Below are 21,753 nucleotides of genomic sequence, written 5' to 3' on the forward strand. Positions count from 1 at the left end.
ATATGGCTCAATGTTTGCATACTCAGGAATATTTTTTTTATTTATAAATTTTGCCATATGTTTCTTTGTATCAATGGCGCTTTATATAGATTTTAACGAACCTAAATTTGAAAAAATTATAAAATTATGGATACAGCTTAGTGCTACGTATATCATGGTATCATCTATTTTGGTTTTAGGGTGGGGTTATGGATTTGAGCTATTTTTACTTGAACTTATAGCTATTAACTACGCCTCGCCTCTTAAGAATTTAATCTTAAAAATTACGCTTCCACTATTGCAGCTTACGCTATTTATTATTTTATATTTTACCTTTAGCGGACTTGATGTAAACTATGGCTCTGAGACTATTAAACATATTAGTTTTATCTTTTGTTTTTGTATGATTGCGGTGAAATTTTTTGTATTACAAGATAACACTAACACCATCTCGACTCTTGATATAATTGCTACACAAAAGCAAAATATCAGCTATAAAAACATTGCTGAGATTGACTATCTAACTGGTCTTTATAATAGAGCACCAATGAATGAAATTATCTCTAAGCATTTTAAAATGCTCTCAAATCATCAAATTCGTTCTTTAGCTATCATTTTATGTGATATAGACAACTTTAAAAATGTAAATGATACTTATGGACATATCTTTGGAGATATTGTTTTATCAAAAGTTGCTGAGATTTTAAATATTAAAATATCTAAATTTGGTAAAATTTGCCGCTGGGGTGGTGAGGAGTTTTTAGCTATTATTCCAGCACAAAACTTCAAAAAGTGTATCCAAATCGCAGAATCAGCCAGAATCGCTATCCATAGCGCTAACCCTGATAAAGTTCCTATCAGCGCAACATTTGGACTACTATATATAGAGGACCCAATAGAGATAAACCAAGCAATTAGTATAGCTGATAACCTACTCTATCGTGGTAAAAATCAAGGCAAGAACCAAGTTGTATCGGAAAAATATGAACCTAATCAAAGATAACCTAACCTTTAATTTTAAATTTATAATAACCCTATTTTTAGTTGTAACACTTCTATATTCTATAGTATTTTATCTAATTGGTATGAGTGAACTATCAGTTATATCATTTCTTGGAATTTTTATCTATTTTATCTCACTTAAGGCTATAGATGATAATAATTATGATAGAGCATTTTTCTTAGCACATCTTCATATAGTAATCTCATCGATGCTTGCTACTACTATACTTGGATGGGATTATGGATTTTACCTTATTATTATTGCAATTGCTTCGACTACATATCTAAATATTTTTAGAAAACGTATCATAAACTATCTATTAGCTGGATTTGATTTTATTGGTTTTATAATTGTCTATATGATCTCAAATGTATATTTTCCAAAAGAGCCAGGCGACTTTTCACAAATATTTTATCTTAGCAATCTTACTTTTTTATTGTTTTTGTTTATGATAATTTTTAAAATTTACAATACTGTAAATCAGATAAATATCAAAGAACTTCACAAGCACAAAAATGAATTACGAACTGCTTCACAAACAGATCATCTAACTGGTCTAATTAATAAACGAGCTTTGCACTCTATTTTAACTAGAAAAAATAATAAAACAATTACAATTGCTATGTGTGATATTGATAATTTTAAAAGTATAAATGATAAATTTGGTCATAACATCGGCGATGAGGTTCTAAAAACTTTAGCTAAAATATTCACAGATAACGCTAATAAATCTGATATAGTCTGTCGCTGGGGTGGCGAAGAATTTGTCATTGTAGCTACAAATACTAGTCGTAATAACTTTATTACTCAAATTCAAAATATCAGATTTATTATAAATAAAACACCAGTTAAAGTCTCTACCGATCGCTCAATTCACTTTACTGTGACATTTGGGATTTCTGATAGTGGAACTGACCCAGACAAACTCACTGACCAAGCTGATAAACGCTTATATAAAGGCAAACGAAGTGTCAAAAATTGTATAATCACAAAATAAAAGCAAATTTCTAAAAGCTTTTATAATTTCAATCAAATGCCCAAAGAGCAAAAATATTAAATTTGACTAAATTTATCTAGCGTCGCTGCTTTGAGCTTAGCAGCGACAAATATAAATTTATTTTTTCATACTACCTGTTTTGTTAAATCTATCATGCCAACTTAGAGCTTCGCTTAATATATGTGGCGTGTGGCCTGGTTTTGGCTGAGCGCACGCTCTATCGAAGTAGTCTTGTAGCATATCTCTATAATCTGGATGAGCTATAGCTATCATTTTTTGTGCCCTTTCTCTTGGACTACAACCCCTTAAATCAGCATATCCATACTCGGTTACTACCACCATAGTATCATGCTCAGTGTGATCTACATGGCTCACAAAAGGCACAATAGCTGATATCGCCCCACCCTTTGCTACTGAAGGAGTCAAAAACAAAGATAGATAGCCATTTCTAGCAAAATCCCCGCTACCGCCGATTCCATTCATCATCTGAGTACCCATAACATTAGTTGAGTTTATATTGCCATAGATATCGGCTTCTAACATACCATTCATAGCTACAACCCCAAGGCGTCTTACTAATTCTGGGCTATTTGATATCTCTTGTGGGCGAAGAATTATATGCTCTTTATAGAAATCAACATTTTTCCTAAATTCCTCCACAGCAGTTGGACTAAGTGAGAGAGCTGAAGCCGAAGCTAGATCGACTGTGCCATCTTTAACAAGGTCTAGCATACCATCTTGGATAACTTCTGAGTAACACTCAAGTCCTTTATATCCAGCCTTGCTAAGAGCGGCTAAAACAGCGTTAGCTACATTGCCGATACCACTTTGAAGTGGTAGCAATTTACCCTTTGGTAATCTACCAGCAGCCTCTTCAGCAGCGAAAAATTTAGCCACATTATCACCAATGGCTATTGAAACCTCATCAAGTGGAGTAAATCTATTTAGCCTATCTTCAGTAGAGCTTAATACCACACCTACAACCTTATCAAAATCCACGCTCATATATGGAGTTCCTATGCGATCTCTAGCAGTTTTAAGTGGAATTGGTTCACGAAATGGCGGTTTGGCTTGGACATATATATCATGAAATCCCTCTAGCTCTTTTGGTTGATGGATATTTAACTCCAAAATCACCTTTTTAGCAGCATTTAACCAAGCTTGGTTATTGCCTACTGAGGTGGTAGGGATTAATTTGCCATCTTCTGTGATACCTGAAATTTCAATCACAGCAAAATCCATATCACCAAAATATCCACACTCTACTTGCCACGCAAGAGATGAGAGATGGACATCTAAATATCTAGTTTCACCAGCATTAATACGGCCTCTCATATTTGGGTCTGTATTAAATGGAGTTCTAAACTCAACACAATTAGCCTTAGCCAAAATACCATCTAAATCCACATCAGTACTAGCACCAGAATATATACTAATCTTATATTCTTGACCAGCTTCATGTAGCTTTTGAGCTCTATTGGCAATTGCGATTGGGATATATAAAGGGCTTCCAGCGCCGACAAATCCACTAAATCCTATTTGAGCCTTATGCGGGATGAGAGCTGCTGCTTCATCTGCTTTGATAACCTTAGATAGATATCTAGCGTCTTTGATACGACTAGTATCATTTATAGTATTGTCAATCATTTTTATCCTTTAATTAAAATTTAGCTTGATTATAGGCAAAATTTCTATAATTTCTCTTATAATATTAATAGTAGAAATTTATTTTAAGCAAAATTTAAAATTTAAATTAAAGGCTTCACCATACCAGCCTCAGCTAAAAAACAGCTTGGCTGATACTCGACTTTTCTTATCTTGTCATATTTGGCATAGCTTAGCACCAATTCATCCTTTGCCCTTGTTACAGCGACATAAAATAGCCTTCTTTCTTCTTCTATATCACTCATTAATCTTGAATTTGGAAATCTACCTTGAGCTAGATCCACTATAAAAACAAGGCTAAACTCAAGCCCCTTACTAGCATGGATTGTGAGCAAATTCACCCCTTCGCCCTCGCTCATTTCGCTCTTGCCAAGGGTTAAAAAGTTGTAAAAATTATCAATATTATTGTGTCTTTTACTAATCTCTAAAAGCACCTTAGCCTTAGATATTATCCGCTCTATTGCGTTGCTTTTAAGCTCATTATCTATATTACCATTTTTTAGGGTTGCTCTTTTGGTTGCTAAGATATCAACTATAATATTATAAATTTGAGATTTTATCACCTTATCTATAATTTGATATGGCGAGCTATTTTTATCTAAATTCAATATCAAATTCCTAAGCTCATACAAAAATATCGCACCATTTTGATTTAAATTTGAGTAGTTTAAAACAGGAGATTTCATAAACTCATCATCAAATCCAAGCTCACAAAATCTATTTGATGGCATAAATTCACTAAAATCATCAAATAACCCAAGCTGATGATTATGCCTTTTGGGGGCTAATTTAGCGCTATTTTTATCCGGATTTATAAGGCCTTTTATGATGCTACCATCCCCAGATGAGATTAAAATTTCAAAAATCTCCTTAGCATGAGCGTTGCCAACTCCTTTAGCATACTCTAAAATATGTATAAATGACATAATATCTTTAGGATTTACCAAAATCGATATCAAATCTATAAGTGCCTTAATCTCACGAGCCTCAAAAAAGCTCACTCCGCCTTTTCTTTTACAGCTTATACCATACTCTTTTAAGGCTATCTCTAGTCCATCAGCACTTGAGTTATTACGAAAGATTATAGCGATATCATTTTTATTATATCTGCTATTTGAGATTAACTCTGCTACTGCGTTATACTGGATAAAAAGCTCATCATAAACAAGTAAAATAGGCGATTTAAACTCCCCCTCACGGCTTACTTCAAGCGATTTTGGATATAATCTAGGATTATTAGATATAACTTTATTTGCCAAAGCCAGGATTTTAGCACTTGAGCGGTAATTTGTATTTAATGAAAATATATTAGCATCCAAATATCTATCTTTAAAGCTACCAATTATCCCTATATTTGCCCCATTAAAGGCATAAATACTCTGATCAAAATCCCCCACGCAAAATAGACTTTTGGTATTAAAAGCATCTATGAGTGAGCCTTGAAGTGAATTTGTATCTTGATACTCATCAACCAAAATTTCATCAAAATAAATTCTAGCACCCTTTTTAAGCTCATTTCTCATCTTAATTAATAGATCATTGAAATCAGCATAGTTAAAATTGCTCTTAGTCTCTTCAAACTCACGCAAAATATCATCATAAATTTCAGCAAATTCCACCTGATCTGGATAATTAACACTAAACCAATCTACAAAGCTCTCGCCACCTACACAGCTATTACAAAATAAAGAGTATATATCATACAAATACGCCCCGCTATATCCTTTAATATCGCTAATTCTATAAAATTGTCTTCTATCTGTGATACTCTTTAATAGTGTTTTTAACTCGCTAGGTTGCTTTAAAATCACCCCTTTATCAAGGGATTTTAGAAGTGAATTTGATACAGAGTGAAATGTCCCGGCTGTGATTTGAGATACTATATCACTATCAAAGTAACGCCCCAATCTCTCTATCATCTCACTAGCGGCTTTATTGGTAAATGTTAATAACAAAATTTTATTAGCCTTTATCCCTGAGTTTAGAAGATGGGCTATCCTAGCTACAATTGTGCTTGTTTTGCCTGTCCCTGCGCTAGCTATGATGAGATTATGCCCCATAGACGCTGTGGCTGCTCTATACTGCTCTTTATTTAGCTTTGAAAGTGGCATTATTTAGCCTTATTAGAGCGATCAATTGCTTTTGTATGCGCTTCATAAGTAGAGCTAAATATATGAGCACCTGTGCTTTTATCTCTTACAAAATATAGATAGTTTGTCTTTTTAGGAAAAATTGCTGCTTTTATCGCATCAAAGCTGACATTACAAACGGCATTTGGTGGTAGCCCTGCGTATTTATATGTGTTATACCTAGTGTTGTCTTTAGCTATTCTTTGTGGGGTAATCTTCTCGTGAGAATATAGATCATAATTTAGCGTACCATCCATTTGGAGTTTCATACCAATTTTTAACCTATTGTATATAACAGAAGCTACTAAAGCCATCTCGTCTTTGTTAGCAGCCTCTTTTTGCACTATAGAAGCTACAGTGATAAACTCATACCATCGTCTCTCATCCCATTCGCCAAAAATCTTTCTACTTAGGCTCTCATGCTGTTTTTTAGATGTGTTAATTAGATAATAAACTAAATGTGCCTCCCCAATTCCAACTGGAACTTTATATGTCTCAGGGATTAAAAACCCCTCTTTTATAGGTGCATTTTCTAAGTAGCTTTTCATTAATTCATTATAATTTAGCCCTAAATTTTTAGAAATTTCATAGAAAAAATATGCTGTAGTTTCACCAGGAATGAGTGTAATATCTCTCATTGCAGCTTTAGCAGTTGTAAGCTTGTACAAAAAATCAAATTTGCTAAGGCTAGTCTGCCCAATTTCAATCCATCCAGATTGTGGAAATCCCATCAAAACTAAAATATATTTATCAAATTCATCAACCTTAAAATTTAGCTTAGCTAAATAAGATATAATTTCGCCTACACTTCCCTTTGGCAAATATACCGCCTTGCTGGTATTCATCGTTTGAGATAGTGAAGCAAAAATCGATAGGAAAAATATGAGTACAATTTCACAAATGATAAACAAAAACCGCTTTTTAGCTCTGTTTTTAATGCTATTTATTTCCATTTTTGTTGCCCTTTTTATATGGTTAAAAATTGGTATCAAGATAGAAAGTTTAAATTTTAGCCAATTTAAAATTTCGCAATTATATATAAAATTAGATAACAAAATTACACTAAGAGTAAAAAATATCGATATTTTACCATTGACTAATGAAAAAAATAACACTAAACCATCCTTAGAACTTTTACATTATCTAAGCTGGATTGATATGCTTTTTGAGACAATTGAACTTACAAATATTACAAATGGTGAGTATAAATCATACTTTATCTATGCTGATAATAAATTTAATCTAAATAATAAAGATTTATATATAAATGCAAATTTTGCTAGACAAAATCACAATCTAAATGTTGCCGTAAATGAGATTAAATTAAAAGATTTTAACACTACAATTAATGGATATTTAGAGCTAAATTTCTATAATGATAGACATAAATTTAGTGGAAAATTTAATTCCTATGAGCTTAGCGGAAATCTAGGACTAAACATAGAAAATGATATTTTAACCTATGAACTTAGCGATGTGAGTGCTAGTACTATTGAGCAGTTTATGAACGCTTTAGCTAATATTACTGGGCTTGATAATGAGATTAAAAACTGGATTTATGGGTATATAAAAGCTAAAGATTATAGGGTTGAGATTTTACGTGGTAAATTTGATTTAAACTCCAATGATCCGCTAATCTCAAAGCTCTATGGTAAAGCTACAGCAGTATCGCCAGTAGTAAAATTTCACCCAAATCTCCCAGCAGCCACTGCTAGTAGCGTAGATGTGATATTTGAGAATTCTGGACTTAAATTTGATATAAAAGATCCAAAATATCAAGGTTCTAGCGCTATAATAAATTTAAGCATAAATGAGTTAATTAATAAACCAAATTTAATACTAGATATTTATACTAAAACATTATATAGTAATGATATAAATAATATACTAAAAGCCTACAATATAAATATCCCAATCACGCAAAATAGTGGCAATATGAACGCAAAGCTTCGCTTAATCATAGACCTAAGCAATATAATTGTACAAGCCAATGGGGAGTTTATACTTGATGGCGATATTGATATCTCTGGGGCAAAATTTAATACCAATCATGCTAAAATAATTTTAAAAAACGATAAACTCACTATAGAAAATAGCCATGTAAAAAATAGTATTTTTGATGCAAATTTTAGTGCTTTTATTGATGCAAATACACAACAAGCATGGTTTGATACTAAATTTAACTCTATTGCTATTCCAAATCTACTTGATATTAAAAATCTAGATGATAATATCACACTCGAATTTAGCAAAGCCCCAAAAATCAACTCCAAAACTTTAGGATATGAACTAAATATTACCAATCCAATTACGCTAAATATACCTAGCATAGAACCGCTTAAGCCCTACTCTACGCTTATAAATGATTTAAATATCACTAAAGCTGCAATTAACATCACAACTAATAATTTTATAGATATCAATGCAAGAGTTAATGATGCTAAATTTAATATTCCAATGCTAGCTAAAAAGGATGGAAATTACACCAATGATAACTTTACCATTAATGTTAGCAATATTATTAATGTAAAAAGCGATAGTGGCATAGTAGAGGCTAGCATAATTAATGATGAGGTAAATATATTTTTAAATTCAGCCAAAATTACTATAAATTCTAATGCTGCCAAAGGTGATTTTGATAAAAATCTAAACTTTATAGCCAATGATACTATATTAAATATAGCCGATGTTAATAAAAGTGTATCGTTTGATCATTTTAGCGGAAATAAAACTAGCGATACTATTAAATTTGATGGGGAATTTGATGGAGGATATATATCTATTACCGAAGGTAAAGATATATTAAAGATAAAAGGAAATGGTATATCAGCTACAGCTGTCAATGGTATTTTAGATTTAAATACATTTAGCGAAGGGGTTTTTGGATTAAAAGTTATAGGAAAAAATAGCAAAAATTTTAAAGCTGACCTAGAATTAAAAGATACATATCTAAAAGATTATAAAATTTACAATCAACTTCTAGCATTTTTAGACTCTATTCCGAGCTTGCTTATTTTTAAGGTACCTGATTTTAATAATAAAGGCTTTAGTGTTAAAGATGGAATTATAAGGATTGGACGAATCGATGATAATCTAACAATTCATGCTATTGATATCGAAGGTGCAACCGCTGATATAATTGGCAATGGAACGATAAATCTAGCCACAAATCTCATTGATATAACTTTGGAATTAAAATTATTAAAAGATGCTAGCTCAATCATTGATAAAATTCCATTAGTCAACCACATACTATTAGGCAAAGATAAAAGCATATCTACAATTATAAAAATTAGCGGAACAATTGATGAGCCAATTATTAAAACACAAGTAGTGACTGATGTCTTAAAAACCCCATTTAGTATAATCAAAAATACACTAACCTTACCATTTGTGATTTTTGAATGATGATTAAATTTAGTTAGTTATAATATCAAGACAAAGGAGAAAATATGCAAAAACATCAATTTCAAACACAAGTGAGCGATCTTTTAAATTTAATGATCCACTCACTCTACTCTAATAAAGAGATATTCTTAAGAGAGTTAATCTCAAACGCAAGCGACGCACTAGATAAGCTAAATTATCTATGCTTAACTAATGATGATTATAAATCACTTCAATACACCCCTAGAATTGATATCAAACTAGATAAAGAGGCCAAAACATTAGTAATCACAGATAATGGCATAGGCATGGATGAAGATGATCTAATCAACAATCTAGGTACCATCGCAAGAAGTGGAACAAAAGGCTTTATAGAATCTATGAGCGGAGATGCGAAAAAAGATAGCTCATTAATAGGTCAATTTGGGGTTGGATTTTACTCAGCATTTATGGTGGCAAACAAAATAGAAGTTATCAGTCGCAAAGCCCTAAGTAGCGATGCATATAAATGGAGTAGCGATACAAATGGATATGAAATTTCAAAATCCACGCTAGATAGCTACGGCACACAGATCACTCTATACCTTAATGATGATGAGTTTACAGATAGTTTTAGAATAGAAAATATCATTACAAAATACTCAAATCACATTCCATATCCTATCTATATGGATAGAGATGAGTGGGTAGCCCCACAAGATGAGAACAAAGAGGGGCATTATGAGAGCAAAAACTCTCAAATCAATAAAGCAAGCGCCCTATGGAGAATGAGTAAATCTACTTTAAAAGATAGCGATTACAATGACTTTTATAAGCAAATAAGCCACGATAGTAGCGATCCACTACTCCATATCCATACAAAAGCAGAGGGCAAAATAGAGTATTCTACCCTATTTTATATCCCATCAACTCAACCATTTGATCTATTTAGAGTAGATTATCAAAGTGGTGTAAAACTCTATGTTAAGCGTGTATTTATCACTGATGACGCTAAAGAGCTTCTACCGCCATATCTTAGATTTGTGCGTGGGGTTATGGATGTAGAAGATATCCCATTAAATGTAAGCCGTGAAATTTTACAAGAGAATAAAATTCTAACCGCAGTCAAAGACCAAAGCGTCAAAAAAATCCTAAGCGAATTAGAAAAACTACTAAATAACGATAAAGAAAAATACTCCAAGCTCTACTCTCTTTTTGGTAATGTTATCAAAGAGGGCCTATATGGATTTAATGCTAATAAAGATAATATCTTAAATTTATGCCTATTTAAATCCACTCTAAACGACAAGCCAATCACGCTAAAAGAGTATAAAGCCGCAATGAAAGAAGATCAAAAATCGATATATTATATCAGCGGCCAAAATGAGAGTATGCTACGAAACTCACCACTTTTAGAAGGGTTTAAATCCAAAGGGATAAATGTCCTAATCTGTGATGAAGAGATAGATACAATAGTCTTGCCTATGGTAAATGAGTATGACTCCACACCATTTAAGAGTATAAATAGCTCTGATATAGATAGCGAGATAACTAGCAGTGAAATTTCAACTAGTGATGAGACAAACGCCCTAATAAGCAAAATCAAAGAGATCTTAAAAGATGAAGTCAAAGATGTCAAAATATCAAATCGCCTAAGCGACTCCGTAGCGTGCCTAATCTATGACAAAAACGACCCAGATTATGCTATGCAAACTCTATTAAAACAGATGGGTCAAGAAGCACCAAAAATCAAGCCAATCTTAGAGATCAATCCAAATCACGAAATCATCACCAAATTAGCTAATAACGAATTGATGATAAACGATGTTGCTATACTGATCCTAAATATGGCTAAAATCAGCGAAGGTATGAGCATAGAAAATCCAAGCGAATTTAGCTCTAAACTCGCTAAAATTATATCCAAAGCTCTATAAATTTACTCTGCCCTACTCTGGGCGGAGATACTCTATCAAACTGAAATTTATAAATAAAATTAATTATAATGTTACGATTATACACACCCAAACGATTTTTTAAACAATTTTTATAATTTATCTTAAATTTAATAATAATTTACGCTAAAATGAAATTTCAAAAAATTTTTATCGATAGGAGTCTATATGCAATGGACACAGGTATATGATCCACTTGGCAATATATGGCTAAGTGCGTTGGTGGCGTTTTTGCCAATTTTATGTTTTTTGGTTTCGCTTTTAGTTTTTAAGCTAAAAGGCTATATGGCTGCTTTTTTAACAGTTATTTTGGCTTCTGTTTTGGCGTTATTTGTATATGATATGCCTTTTTCTCTCATCGGTGCTAGCTTCGTTCAAGGCTTCGCACAAGGTATGTGGCCGATCGCTTGGATTATCATCGCTGCGATATTCTTATACAAACTTTCAGTTAAATCAGGCTCATTTGAAGTTATCAAACAAAGCGTTATTAGCATTACTCCAGATCACAGAATTCAAGTTATCTTAATTGGATTTTGTTTTGGCTCATTCTTAGAAGGTGCTATCGGTTTTGGTGGCCCAGTTGCTATCACTGCTGCGCTTTTAGTTGGTCTTGGACTTAAGCCTTTATATGCTGCTGGATTGTGTCTGATAGCCAATACTGCTCCTGTTGCCTTTGGTGCTGTGGGTATTCCTATTATTGCGATGGCAAATTTAGTTGGTGTAGAACAATATGAAGTCTCAGCAATGGTTGGTAGAATGCTAGTTCCACTTAGCCTTACTGTTCCATTTTTCATTGTATTTTTAATGGATGGATTTAAAGGTGTTAAAGAGACATTTCCTGCAATTTTAGTAGCTGCAATTAGCTTCACTGCTACACAATTTATCAGCTCAAACTACCTTGGTGCCGAGCTTCCTGATATTGTTTCTGCTGTTGTATCTCTTATTTGTACTACTGCATTTTTGAAAATTTGGAAACCATCTAATATATTTAGACTTGATGACCAAACAGACTTTACAAGCAAAACCGAACTTAGTAACGGCCAAATATTCAAAGCTTGGCTACCATTTATCCTATTAATCGCTTGTATAATTCTATGGACTCAACCATGGTTTAAAGCACTATTTGCTAAAGGTGGAATATTTGATTACACAGTTGTAACTCTAGCTGCCAACAATGTAGGCACAAGCATAGTTGATGCTACTGGTAAGGCTATTGGGTTAAATTTAAATATCAGCTTTGTAGGCCTTCAAGCTGGCACCGCTATATTACTAGCTGCTTTCTTATCAATTTGGTTTTTAAAAATCAAAGCCAACGACGCTGCAGATTGCTTCTGGGATACACTAAAAGAGATGGCGATTCCTTGTATTACAATCGGTCTTGTTGTATCATTTGCCTTTATCGCTAAAAACGCTGCTATGAGTACAACTCTAGGTCTTGCCTTTGCTCAAACTGGCGATGCTTTTGCTTTCTTTAGCCCTGTGATTGGTTGGATAGGCGTATTCTTAACAGGTTCAGATACAAGCTCAAATCTTCTATTTGGCCCACTTCAACAAGTTAGCGCTAGAGAGCTTGGTGTTGGTGAAGCACTATTTTTGGCAGCTAACTCTGTTGGTGGTGTCGTAGGTAAGATGATAAGCCCACAAAGTATCGCTATAGCGTGCGCTGCTGTTGGTTTAGTAGGTCGTGAGAGTGAGCTATTTAAATTCACACTTAAATACTCAGTTGCTTTCATTATCTTAATTGGTATTTGGACTTTAATCATCGCATTCTTTATGCAAGGAATTATCCCAGATATCGTACTTAAGGGTTAATATCTATGAGAAAAGTATATTTTTTCGCTACTTGCCTTGGTAGTGCTGCTATGCAAGATAGCGTTTTAAATGCTATTAAACTTCTACGCCGCCAGGGCGTGGAGGTGATTTTCAAAAAAAATCAAACCTGTTGCTCTCAACCATCTTTTAATAGCGGATATTTTGATGAGAGTAGAGCTGTAGCTATGCATAATATAAATTTATTTGATGAAGATATCCCGATTATCGTCCCTAGCGGCTCTTGCGCTGGTATGATGGGGCATGATTATTTAGAGCTTTTTGAAGGAAGTAGCGAATTTGACAAGATTCAAAAATTCGCCGCTAGAGTATATGATCTAAGTCAATACTTAGATGAAATTCTAAAAGTAGATTACCAAGATAAAGGCGATAAAATCAAAGTCGCATGGCACTCTAATTGCCACGCTTTAAGAGTAGCTAAAAGCGTAGAATCTAGCAAAAATTTAATCCGCAAACTATCAAATGTAGAGCTAATCGAGCTTGAACATGAAGAGGAGTGCTGTGGATTTGGTGGGACATTCTCAATCAAAGAGAGCGATATCTCAAACGCAATGGCACTAGCCAAAATAGAAGATATCAAAAATACAGGTGCTAGCTACTTGATAAGTGGCGATGGTGGTTGCTTATTAAATATTTCAGGCACAATGAAACGAAATGGCGTAGATATCAAATGTCTTCATCTATATGATTTCTTGATTAAACGCTTAGAAGGAGTATCCCTATGAGTAAAAAAATGCCACACAAACAAATCGTAAAAATCAAGCTTGGCGATACTCAATTAAGACAAAATCTCACAATCGCTATGCACACCTTACAAAAAAACCGCCTAAATGTGATAAATGCGAAATTTAATAATTGGCAAGGATTAAGAGATAAGGCTAAAAAAGCTAAAAATAACGCCCTAATGTCTCTTAGTGATAGATTAATTGAATTCGAAAAAAACGCCACAAAAAACGGCATTAAAGTCCATTGGGCTAGCTCAGCTACTGATGCTTGTGAGATAATATATGAGTTAATGCGCCAAAACAATATCAAAAAGATATTAAAAGGCAAATCTATGGCTAGTGAAGAGATAGGACTAAATCACTATCTAGCTAATAAGGGATTAAATGCTGTTGAGACTGACCTTGGTGAGCTAATAATACAATTAAATGATGAAGCACCAGTCCATATAGTCGTCCCAGCAATCCATAAAAATCGCAATGAAATAGGCAAAATTTTTCAAGAAAAATTAGGCTCAAATTTAGAAAGCGAACCAGAAAAACTAAATCAAATAGCTAGAAAACATTTAAGAGATCAGTTTGAAGGCTTAGAGATGGGGCTTAGTGGTGTAAATTTCGCTATGTCTAAAGAGGGCGCATTTTGGCTCATTGAAAATGAAGGAAATGGTAGAATGTGTACTACCGCTCCTAAAATTCATGTTGCACTTTGTGGGATTGAGAAGGTTATGGAGAGCTTTGAAGATGCTGCTACTATGGTTCATCTACTCACACCATCAGCCACGGGACAATTCATCCCTACATATAACAATATAATCACAGCCCCAAGAAATGATGAATTTGATGGGCCAAAAGAGGTTCATTTGATACTATTTGATCATCACAGAAGTGATATGCTAGCTCATCATGACTACTATGAGGCTCTTAGATGTATTAGATGTGGGGCGTGTATGAATTTCTGCCCTGTATATGACAAAATCGGCGGCCATAGCTACCAAACTGTATATCCTGGGCCTATTGGCGAGGTTATTAGTCCAAATATCTTTGGCATGGAAACAACCGGTGATATACTTACATTTTGTTCGCTTTGTGGTAGATGTAGTGAGGTTTGTCCTGTTAGAATCCCACTAGCTGATCTAATTAGAAAGCTAAGAGCAAATAAAGTTGGCCAAGGCAAAAATCCACCACTTAGCACGCAAAATAGCCATAAAAATAGAGCCGAAGCATTTGCGATGAAGCAGTTTGCTAAGATCGCTACAAATGGCGCTTTATGGAGATTTAGCCTTAGTCAAACTCATCTATTTAACTCAGTTTTACATAAATTCCAAAACTCAATCCCAGTTATAAAAAGCTGGAGCCAATACAAAGAGCTACCACAGATTAAAAAAAATCTATATAAAGAGCTTGAAAATATGGAAGGAGTTCGCTATGAATAGAATAGATGAAATTTCAGCTAAATCCAAAGAGATGATCCTTTCTCGCTTAAAAGATAGCTACAAAATCACAGGCCATGAATCCACTCCTAGCATAGATCCAGTAGAGCATATCCAAACTACAGATAATGCTCTTACTGAAATGAAGCAAAAAATGAGCGATAACAAATATATCGTCCATGAATGCGAGCCATCAGCTCTAGAAGATACGATAAATGAGATTGTAGCTAGCTATGGATACAAAAAAATGATCTATGGAAGTGGGTTGAATTTAAATTTAGATAAGATTAAAGCTGATCAAAAAATCTGTTTCGATAAGCCTATAGAAGAGCTAAGAAGCGATGTATTTCATAGTGAGTTCTCTATAGTTCATGCCGAATATGGTGTCAGCTCTCATGGCGTAGCATTGCTAAAATCTAGCCAAGCTCAACCTAGAATGTTAAGCCTAGCGCCAAATCTTTGTATAGTTTTACTTAAAAAAGATAGAGTCAAAAACTCACTAGTAAGCGCTCTAAACGCCCTAAAAGTCGATCAAAACGGCAAATTACCAAGCAATATTTTATTTATCGCTGGGCCATCTAGGACAGCTGATATAGAGCTTATAACCGTTTTTGGCGTTCATGGCTCACAAAAAGCACATTTAATTTTATATTAAAATCGCATGGAGAGACTCTCCATGCCAATTATCTATCTTTAAAATCTCTTAAAATCACTCTAAATTTAGTTTGATTATCGCCACTTTCACACTCGATACTAAGCCCAAGCTCATCACAATATCGCTTAACCAAGCTAAGCCCAATCCCAAAGCCGCCATTTTGCGTATCAAAACGGCTGAATTTATCATAAATTTTATCTATATTCTCTTTAGAGATAGTAGCTCCAAAGTTGATTATCTCAAAGCTATTTTGGTCTAAATTGATAATAATTTTGGAATTTTTGTTACTATATTTTATCGCATTTGATATGAGATTATCCAATATTTTACCAACTTTTTGTATATCGCTAGATAGCTCAAAAGAGTTAGAATTAATCTCAAATTTAAGCCCCTTTGAATTAGCTGAAAGCTCAAATAGCTTAATGCGACTCTCAAGCAGAGTTTGGATATTAAATTTACTAATAACATTTGGATTATTCTTTAAATTCAAAGCCAAATCATTATAAATTCCACTTAGAGTTTTGGCTGCTATTTTGATATTTTCTAAATATTTTGGCGGATTTTTATCAAACATCTCACTACTCATAAGTATCACGCTCAAAGGGGTATTAATCTCATGCGTAGTATCTGTAATAAAATTATTAAGCGCTTTTATCTGCGCTAAAAGTGGCAAATACGCAAGCTTAACCAAAACAAAAGCAATAAGCCCAACCAAAACAAAAACCGCCCCAGCAATAAGCCACACACGCCAAAAAAGCTGATTTATATCCTTAATAGTATCTTCACTTTTTAACTCTACAAATAGCTCTATTGTTCGTCTTTTTGAGTGGATATTCTCTCTCATATACAAAGCATCTAAACCTTCATAAAATTTGCCTTTAAATTTAGGTGTATCAAAGCTTTTATAGATATATTTACCTGTTTTGATATTATAAAAATTAATTGGATAAAAAGATTTTAATTTCATTATATTATCTATATTATTATTTAAGCGAAGTATATACTCAAGCTCTTTAGCAAAGGCCTCTAGGCGGATCTTATCTCGTTTGATTATATCAAATTTCGCCTCTTTATAATACATAGTGGCAAATCCGACTAAAAATATCATACTAGAAAGAGTATATAGCAAAAATATTGGCAAAATATACTTTTTGCTATACATATTCATAGCCTATTTTTGGATGTGAGATTATCTTTTCTTCGCCAATTATTTTACGCAAATTTCTGATATATACTCTTAGACTTAGCTCGCTTGGCACCTGACCATAATCCCATAAATTCATATATATCTCATCTCTGCTTAAAATTTTGCCACGATTTTTTAAAAATAAAACTAGCAAATCAGCCTCTTTTTTGGCTATTTGGACTATAGCATTATCTTTGATTAATCTCTTTTGTATTATATCAAACTTTATATTTGAAGAGATCTCTACATAGTTATCACTACTTGAGTGGCTAAATTTGCGTTTTAGGATATTATCTACTCTTAGATGTAATTCAGCTAACTCAAAAGGCTTTTTGATATAGTCATCACAACCACTCTTAAAGCCCTTAACTAGATCATTTATATCATTTAATGAGGTGATATAGATACAAGGAGTATTGATCCCAGAGTCTCTAAGCTCATTAAGTAGATCAAAGCCATTACCACCTATAATCTTAACATCAAAGATAAAAATATCAAATTTACCCTCATACGCTAAACTCAAGCCATCTTCATAGTTATCACTACTTACAACTTCAAAGCCCTGCTCCATAAGATAATCACTAACCATCTCACAAAGCATAGGCTCATCTTCTATTAGAAGTATTTTGCTGCTCATCTCATTGGACAATCTGGATTTATACCATTTGGGCAATTAGGCGCAAATTTACCTGGGCGATCAGAGCGATTATTTGCTTTTGAACCTCTTATATGCGGACCACAAATTCCATTATAAAACTGCTCATCTTTGCCTAGTTTGGCCATATTTTGACGCATTTGATATCTAAATTCTTTATTGAATTCCTCTTTTTGTTTAGAATCCATATTTTGAGTTGCTTTAGCTATTTTATCATGAATTTGCTCGCAACCTTTTTGAATTTTATAGTACTCCTTACTAGCCTCTTTTTTAAACTCAAACATCTCTTTGCTTAAACTAGTCGCACTATCAGCGCCAAATGCCACACTACTACTTACCATAGCCGCTAAAGCTATACTTAAAATCTTTTTCATTTTAAATCCTTTCTATATAAAATATAGTGAAATTATATATAGCTTTTGTTTAAAAAATGTGAATTTAAAAAATTGAGTTGAATTTTTCTATAAAAATCAATGGATCAACTTGAGTATTTCGCACTATAATCCCAAAGTGCAAATGTGGCCCACTCACCCTACCGCTCGCACCGCTTAAGCCAATTTTCTCACCTTTAGCAACCTTTTGGCCAACTTTGACATCTATCCTATCTAAGTGATAATATTGTGTATAAATACCACCACCATGATCAATCACAACACTATTTCCAGCATAATATCTATCTTTAGCGATTCTTACTATCCCATCATTAGCACTCACCACCTTTTGCCCTATCGCCGCCCTATAATCAACGCCACCATGATAGCTCTTAATACTACCATTAAATACCCTAGCATTTCCATATTCACTAGTGATAAAGCTACTCATAGGCGATATAAATTCGCTATTAACTAGCAAATTTGGGCTAGAAGTCTTATATATCTCAATTGCCTCTTTTCTCTCTTTTTCTATGCGATTCGTCACACTTTTTGGTGGATTAGCCTTTGCGGGGGCTACTGTGATACTCTCTTTTTTATAGTTTTTTTGCTTAACTTTTAATATTGTTAAATTGCTTTGGTTATTTAGGCTATTTGTGATATTAATATCATCTTTAGCGTAGTATCCAATAGGGATAATGGCTATCTTTACCCCATCTTGCGTAGGATGATCTAGCCAAGCTGTGGTTTTATCATTGATTTTTAGCTCACCAGCGTAATTAGAATCAATGCTAAAAATCTCCACACTACCATTAAAGGTATCCTCAGCCCAGCTAAAAACAGCAAATATCAAAAGAGCTAAAACTACTCGCATAATCAAACAGAGTATAGAGATAAGAATCTTTTTCTACTAATTGGCGAATATCCATTTAGCTGTTCATAAGCCTCTTCAGTATCGCCATCTGTTAATTCTTTGATCTTTTCAATAAGCTCATAAAGCTCCTCATCATCTAAATTCTCAAACTCTCCACACTCTTCTAAAACCTCTTGTATAATAGCTTCTAGCTCTAATTCATCGAAACTCACTATATCTCCTTAAAAAATTTTCGCAATAATACCTAAAATTCCTTAATTTAACTTTGAAATTTATATTTAAATAATGCATTTTATGATAAAATCTAGGATAAATTTTTGGAGTTTGTATGAGAATTTTACATCTACTTTTGCCATGTTTATTATCGCTTGGTAGCTATGCACAAAACAATAGTGAGCCTACTGAACTAAATATACCTCTATCTACATATAGTATAGATGTTGATTTTATGGGAGCTGATGAGCATAATCAAAAAGATATTATGCTTGGATATAATGATATCTTACACGATGTCAAAATAGACTCAAATAGCGATAATTTAAAGCTTATAATAAGCGGTAAAGAGTCTATAAATAGAGTTAAATTTGATGAAATTTCAAACAAAATAGCCAATTATTTGAAAAATTATAGAGGCGAAAATAAGATAGCAATCGAGTATCACCTAGACTCCAAACTGCTCTTCGCTGGTATCTTTTAACCCTTCTTAATCCAATTTTTCAATCCAAGAGTGCCTTTAAAGCACTCTAATGATTATATAGTTATCTCTTTTATATCAGCGACTTTTAAAAATGCTTGATAAATTTGCCCAATTATGGATATGCGATTAGATTTGATCTTTGGATCATCGCTATTTATCATTACATTATCAAAATAGCTATCAATATAAGGTTTTAGATCAAATAACGATAGCAAATATCCCTTTGTATCATTGATATCTAATTTTAATGAGTTAAATTTATTATACAATGCTCTTTCGCTCTCATGCTCCATTAAGCTCTCATCTACACTATCAATCTTGCTATCTTTGATTATATTTGCTAGGCGTTTGAATGTGGAGAAATTCTCTTTAAATTCGCTATCTTTGCTTATCTCATCTAAGGCAATTATAGCTAGATTTAGCCTTTTAATATCCCTTACACCACTATCTAGACACGCTTTTATCACAGATGGATTGGCATTATACATAGTGTATAATCTATCAGTTATAAATAGCTCCAAACTACCCAAATCAAATTTAGCATAATTTTGAGCTATTAGAGATAGAATTTTTTTGATATCAAACTCTATATTTAAATTCAAAACAATCCGTATAACCCCAGCTGCAGCTCGCCTTAGAGCGTATGGGTCTTTATTGCCTGTTGGGATTTTATTTATACTAAATAACCCCATTAGCGTATCAAGCTTAGATGATAGTGCCACCACGCTAGAAAAGTAGCTTTTCGGACACTCACTACCCTCTTTATTAGGCAGGTATTGCTCTTTGATCGCTTCTACTACAAAGTGATTTTCTTTTCTATGCTTAGCGTAATAACTCCCCATAATCCCTTGTAAATCTGTAAATTCATATACCATCGAGGTAGCAAGATCAGCCTTGCTAAGCATAACAGCCCTATCAAGCTCATCTATAAACTCACCACCAAATTCATCTTTTAGCTCTTTTTCATAGATTTTAGCTAACTCCCTAGCGATCTGGCGCTCTCTAATCTCTTTATCATACATTGAGCCAAGAGCGGCTAAATAGGTGATATTTTTTAATTTCGCTGAGCTAAACTCACTAGCTAGATCGCTCTCCCAAAAGAACTTCGCATCACTTAGCCTAGCTCTTAGCACCTTTTCATTACCTTTGATTATCAAATTCGAATCACTACTAATAGCATTGCTAACTACCACAAAATGATTGCTTAATTTGCCATTTTGATCTCTTAATGGGAAGTATCGTTGATTCTCTTTCATTGAAGTTACTATAACCTCACTAGGCACTTCTAAAAACTCTTTTTCAAAGCCACCCATAAGCGCAGTAGGCATCTCGGTAATAGCCACAACTTCATCTAATAAATCCTCATCTAGCTCGATTTTCAAACCGCTATTTTGCTCAATTTGCTTAAATTCATTTAGAATTTTCTCTCGCCTTTTATCAGCACTAAGGATAATCCCATTACGCTCTAAAGCACTATAATACTCATCTATAGTAGCGAATTTCACCATCTCATAGCCGTAATTTCTATGTGGATAAAAGGCCATTTGCGACTTCACACCATAAATCTCCATATCCACTAATTCATCATCCAAAACCGCTACAATAGACCTAATCGGACGGATAAACTCATACTTACCATCTCCCCATCTCATAGATTTACCGAAATTTAAAGATGATATAAACTTATTTATAACCTTAGCAAGCAGATTTTTACTCAAATCCCCCTTAATCACGCTCTTATGATACAAAACCTCTTTGCCATTGATATTTTCAAATTTCAGCTCATCTAAACTTATGCCACACTTTTTGGCAAATCCTATCGCTGCTGCGGACCAATTGTGATCACTACCTAGCGCCACATGCTTTGGTGCGCCGATACTCTCGACCACCTTATCACCAGCGAATTCATCCATATCACCATGCAATACAACTCTTCTAGGGGTATAATCAAGCTTAAAATCACACTTAATATTATACTCATCTAACGCAGATTTAAATTTTGGCTCAATATTATTAAGCTCTTTTAAAAAAGGTATCGCAGGAAGCTCTTCTACTCCAATCTCAATTAACATTTTCATTGCTATCTCCATCTATATCTATTTTTTGCTTTTTATCCTTAGCGGCTTTTCTAGCAGCTGTTATCTCATCTCTAATTCTATTTTTCTCCATCATTTGACGATTAAACCCAACGACAAGAACAAAAATAATAAACACAACAACAACCCAACCCATAAAAGTCAAA

At 33.6% G+C, this 21,753-nt stretch carries 18 protein-coding genes and 1 pseudogene; 9 read left to right on the plus strand and 10 right to left on the minus strand.

Features of this window, described 5'->3' with window-relative positions; translation table 11 throughout:
* Positions 1-10: 10 nt before the first annotated feature.
* Complete coding sequence (locus CIGNP103_RS01025) at positions 11-982, plus strand: GGDEF domain-containing protein (RefSeq protein ID WP_179187527.1); 972 nt, start codon at positions 11-13, stop codon at positions 980-982.
* Positions 963-1,979: a GGDEF domain-containing protein gene (locus CIGNP103_RS01030; RefSeq protein ID WP_086241261.1), complete on the plus strand. Its 1,017-nt coding sequence runs from the start codon at positions 963-965 to the stop codon at positions 1,977-1,979. Before CIGNP103_RS01025 ends, CIGNP103_RS01030 begins: the two co-directional genes overlap by 20 nt.
* Positions 1,980-2,096: 117 nt before the next feature.
* Here CIGNP103_RS01030 and CIGNP103_RS01035 read toward each other — a convergent pair whose 3' ends face one another.
* The 3 genes from CIGNP103_RS01035 to mltG form a co-directional block, all read right to left on the minus strand.
* Entirely contained in the window at positions 2,097-3,626 is a 1,530-nt protein-coding gene (locus CIGNP103_RS01035) for a succinate CoA transferase (protein ID WP_180381635.1), read from the minus strand.
* Between the two features lie 101 nt (positions 3,627-3,727).
* The gene (locus CIGNP103_RS01040; RefSeq protein ID WP_086268433.1) at positions 3,728-5,755 is read right to left on the minus strand and encodes an ATP-dependent helicase; all 2,028 of its coding nucleotides are present in this window, start codon (positions 5,753-5,755) and stop codon (positions 3,728-3,730) included.
* Positions 5,755-6,768, minus strand: coding sequence for an endolytic transglycosylase MltG (gene mltG / locus CIGNP103_RS01045; RefSeq protein ID WP_442861921.1), 1,014 nt, complete (start codon positions 6,766-6,768; stop codon positions 5,755-5,757). The genes CIGNP103_RS01040 and mltG overlap by 1 nt, the downstream gene beginning before the upstream one ends.
* On the opposite strand from mltG, the gene CIGNP103_RS01050 reads away from it, so the two are divergent.
* The 6 genes from CIGNP103_RS01050 (at position 6,656) to CIGNP103_RS01075 (ending at position 15,728) form a co-directional block, all read left to right on the plus strand.
* Complete coding sequence (locus tag CIGNP103_RS01050; RefSeq protein ID WP_086268434.1) at positions 6,656-9,181, plus strand: YhdP family protein; 2,526 nt, start codon at positions 6,656-6,658, stop codon at positions 9,179-9,181. The genes mltG and CIGNP103_RS01050 overlap by 113 nt on opposite strands.
* A gap of 44 nt (positions 9,182-9,225) precedes the next feature.
* Positions 9,226-11,073: a molecular chaperone HtpG gene (gene htpG / locus CIGNP103_RS01055; protein WP_086227950.1), complete on the plus strand. Its 1,848-nt coding sequence runs from the start codon at positions 9,226-9,228 to the stop codon at positions 11,071-11,073.
* 186 nt (positions 11,074-11,259) lie between these two features.
* Complete coding sequence (locus tag CIGNP103_RS01060) at positions 11,260-12,903, plus strand: lactate permease LctP family transporter (protein ID WP_434780849.1); 1,644 nt, start codon at positions 11,260-11,262, stop codon at positions 12,901-12,903.
* A gap of 5 nt (positions 12,904-12,908) precedes the next feature.
* Entirely contained in the window at positions 12,909-13,646 is a 738-nt protein-coding gene (locus tag CIGNP103_RS01065) for a (Fe-S)-binding protein (protein ID WP_086268435.1), read from the plus strand.
* Positions 13,643-15,076: a LutB/LldF family L-lactate oxidation iron-sulfur protein gene (locus tag CIGNP103_RS01070; protein WP_086241257.1), complete on the plus strand. Its 1,434-nt coding sequence runs from the start codon at positions 13,643-13,645 to the stop codon at positions 15,074-15,076. The genes CIGNP103_RS01065 and CIGNP103_RS01070 overlap by 4 nt, the downstream gene beginning before the upstream one ends.
* Complete coding sequence (locus CIGNP103_RS01075; protein WP_086241256.1) at positions 15,069-15,728, plus strand: LutC/YkgG family protein; 660 nt, start codon at positions 15,069-15,071, stop codon at positions 15,726-15,728. Before CIGNP103_RS01070 ends, CIGNP103_RS01075 begins: the two co-directional genes overlap by 8 nt.
* A gap of 28 nt (positions 15,729-15,756) precedes the next feature.
* Here the strand turns inward: CIGNP103_RS01075 and CIGNP103_RS01080 are convergent, their stop codons facing one another.
* The 5 genes from CIGNP103_RS01080 to CIGNP103_RS01100 all read right to left on the minus strand — a co-directional run bounded on the left by CIGNP103_RS01080 (position 15,757) and on the right by CIGNP103_RS01100 (position 19,026).
* A complete protein-coding gene (locus tag CIGNP103_RS01080; protein ID WP_086241255.1) occupies positions 15,757-16,890 on the minus strand; it encodes a sensor histidine kinase in 1,134 nt (377 codons plus the stop codon).
* On the minus strand, positions 16,883-17,551 hold the full coding sequence (locus CIGNP103_RS01085; protein ID WP_086268436.1) for a response regulator transcription factor: 669 nt from the start codon (positions 17,549-17,551) through the stop codon (positions 16,883-16,885). Before CIGNP103_RS01085 ends, CIGNP103_RS01080 begins: the two co-directional genes overlap by 8 nt.
* A complete protein-coding gene (locus CIGNP103_RS01090) occupies positions 17,548-17,943 on the minus strand; it encodes a hypothetical protein (protein ID WP_086268437.1) in 396 nt (131 codons plus the stop codon). Before CIGNP103_RS01090 ends, CIGNP103_RS01085 begins: the two co-directional genes overlap by 4 nt.
* Before the next feature lie 64 nt (positions 17,944-18,007).
* Positions 18,008-18,814 carry a M23 family metallopeptidase gene (locus CIGNP103_RS01095; protein ID WP_086268438.1) on the minus strand — a complete coding sequence of 269 codons (807 nt, stop codon included), beginning with the start codon at positions 18,812-18,814 and terminating at the stop codon, positions 18,008-18,010.
* Between the two features lie 2 nt (positions 18,815-18,816).
* Entirely contained in the window at positions 18,817-19,026 is a 210-nt protein-coding gene (locus tag CIGNP103_RS01100; protein WP_086224406.1) for a hypothetical protein, read from the minus strand.
* Between the two features lie 116 nt (positions 19,027-19,142).
* On the opposite strand from CIGNP103_RS01100, the gene CIGNP103_RS01105 reads away from it, so the two are divergent.
* Positions 19,143-19,511 carry a hypothetical protein gene (locus CIGNP103_RS01105; protein ID WP_086235288.1) on the plus strand — a complete coding sequence of 123 codons (369 nt, stop codon included), beginning with the start codon at positions 19,143-19,145 and terminating at the stop codon, positions 19,509-19,511.
* 53 nt (positions 19,512-19,564) lie between these two features.
* Here the strand turns inward: CIGNP103_RS01105 and glyS are convergent, their stop codons facing one another.
* A complete protein-coding gene (gene glyS, locus CIGNP103_RS01110; protein ID WP_086252493.1) occupies positions 19,565-21,589 on the minus strand; it encodes a glycine--tRNA ligase subunit beta in 2,025 nt (674 codons plus the stop codon).
* A 64-nt stretch (positions 21,590-21,653) separates the two neighbouring features.
* Positions 21,654-21,743: pseudogene (locus CIGNP103_RS08430) on the minus strand (hypothetical protein); the annotation flags it as partial.
* Positions 21,744-21,753 lie beyond the last annotated feature (10 nt).

It is taken from the genome of Campylobacter sp. P0103, assembly GCF_002139545.1.
GTDB lineage: Bacteria > Campylobacterota > Campylobacteria > Campylobacterales > Campylobacteraceae > Campylobacter > Campylobacter devanensis.

Excerpts from the sequence above, each read along its gene's own strand:
- CIGNP103_RS01025 (WP_179187527.1), top strand. The coding sequence starts at position 11 with ATGTTTGCATACTCAGGAATATTTTTTTTATTTATAAATTTTGCCATA.
- CIGNP103_RS01030 (WP_086241261.1), top strand. The coding sequence starts at position 963 with ATGAACCTAATCAAAGATAACCTAACCTTTAATTTTAAATTTATAATA.
- CIGNP103_RS01035 (WP_180381635.1), bottom strand. The coding sequence starts at position 3,626 with ATGATTGACAATACTATAAATGATACTAGTCGTATCAAAGACGCTAGA.
- CIGNP103_RS01040 (WP_086268433.1), bottom strand. The coding sequence starts at position 5,755 with ATGCCACTTTCAAAGCTAAATAAAGAGCAGTATAGAGCAGCCACAGCG.
- CIGNP103_RS01050 (WP_086268434.1), top strand. The coding sequence starts at position 6,656 with ATGAGTACAATTTCACAAATGATAAACAAAAACCGCTTTTTAGCTCTG.
- htpG (WP_086227950.1), top strand. The coding sequence starts at position 9,226 with ATGCAAAAACATCAATTTCAAACACAAGTGAGCGATCTTTTAAATTTA.
- CIGNP103_RS01060 (WP_434780849.1), top strand. The coding sequence starts at position 11,260 with ATGCAATGGACACAGGTATATGATCCACTTGGCAATATATGGCTAAGT.
- CIGNP103_RS01065 (WP_086268435.1), top strand. The coding sequence starts at position 12,909 with ATGAGAAAAGTATATTTTTTCGCTACTTGCCTTGGTAGTGCTGCTATG.
- CIGNP103_RS01070 (WP_086241257.1), top strand. The coding sequence starts at position 13,643 with ATGAGTAAAAAAATGCCACACAAACAAATCGTAAAAATCAAGCTTGGC.
- CIGNP103_RS01075 (WP_086241256.1), top strand. The coding sequence starts at position 15,069 with ATGAATAGAATAGATGAAATTTCAGCTAAATCCAAAGAGATGATCCTT.
- CIGNP103_RS01080 (WP_086241255.1), bottom strand. The coding sequence starts at position 16,890 with ATGTATAGCAAAAAGTATATTTTGCCAATATTTTTGCTATATACTCTT.
- CIGNP103_RS01085 (WP_086268436.1), bottom strand. The coding sequence starts at position 17,551 with ATGAGCAGCAAAATACTTCTAATAGAAGATGAGCCTATGCTTTGTGAG.
- CIGNP103_RS01090 (WP_086268437.1), bottom strand. The coding sequence starts at position 17,943 with ATGAAAAAGATTTTAAGTATAGCTTTAGCGGCTATGGTAAGTAGTAGT.
- CIGNP103_RS01095 (WP_086268438.1), bottom strand. The coding sequence starts at position 18,814 with ATGCGAGTAGTTTTAGCTCTTTTGATATTTGCTGTTTTTAGCTGGGCT.
- CIGNP103_RS01105 (WP_086235288.1), top strand. The coding sequence starts at position 19,143 with ATGAGAATTTTACATCTACTTTTGCCATGTTTATTATCGCTTGGTAGC.
- glyS (WP_086252493.1), bottom strand. The coding sequence starts at position 21,589 with ATGAAAATGTTAATTGAGATTGGAGTAGAAGAGCTTCCTGCGATACCT.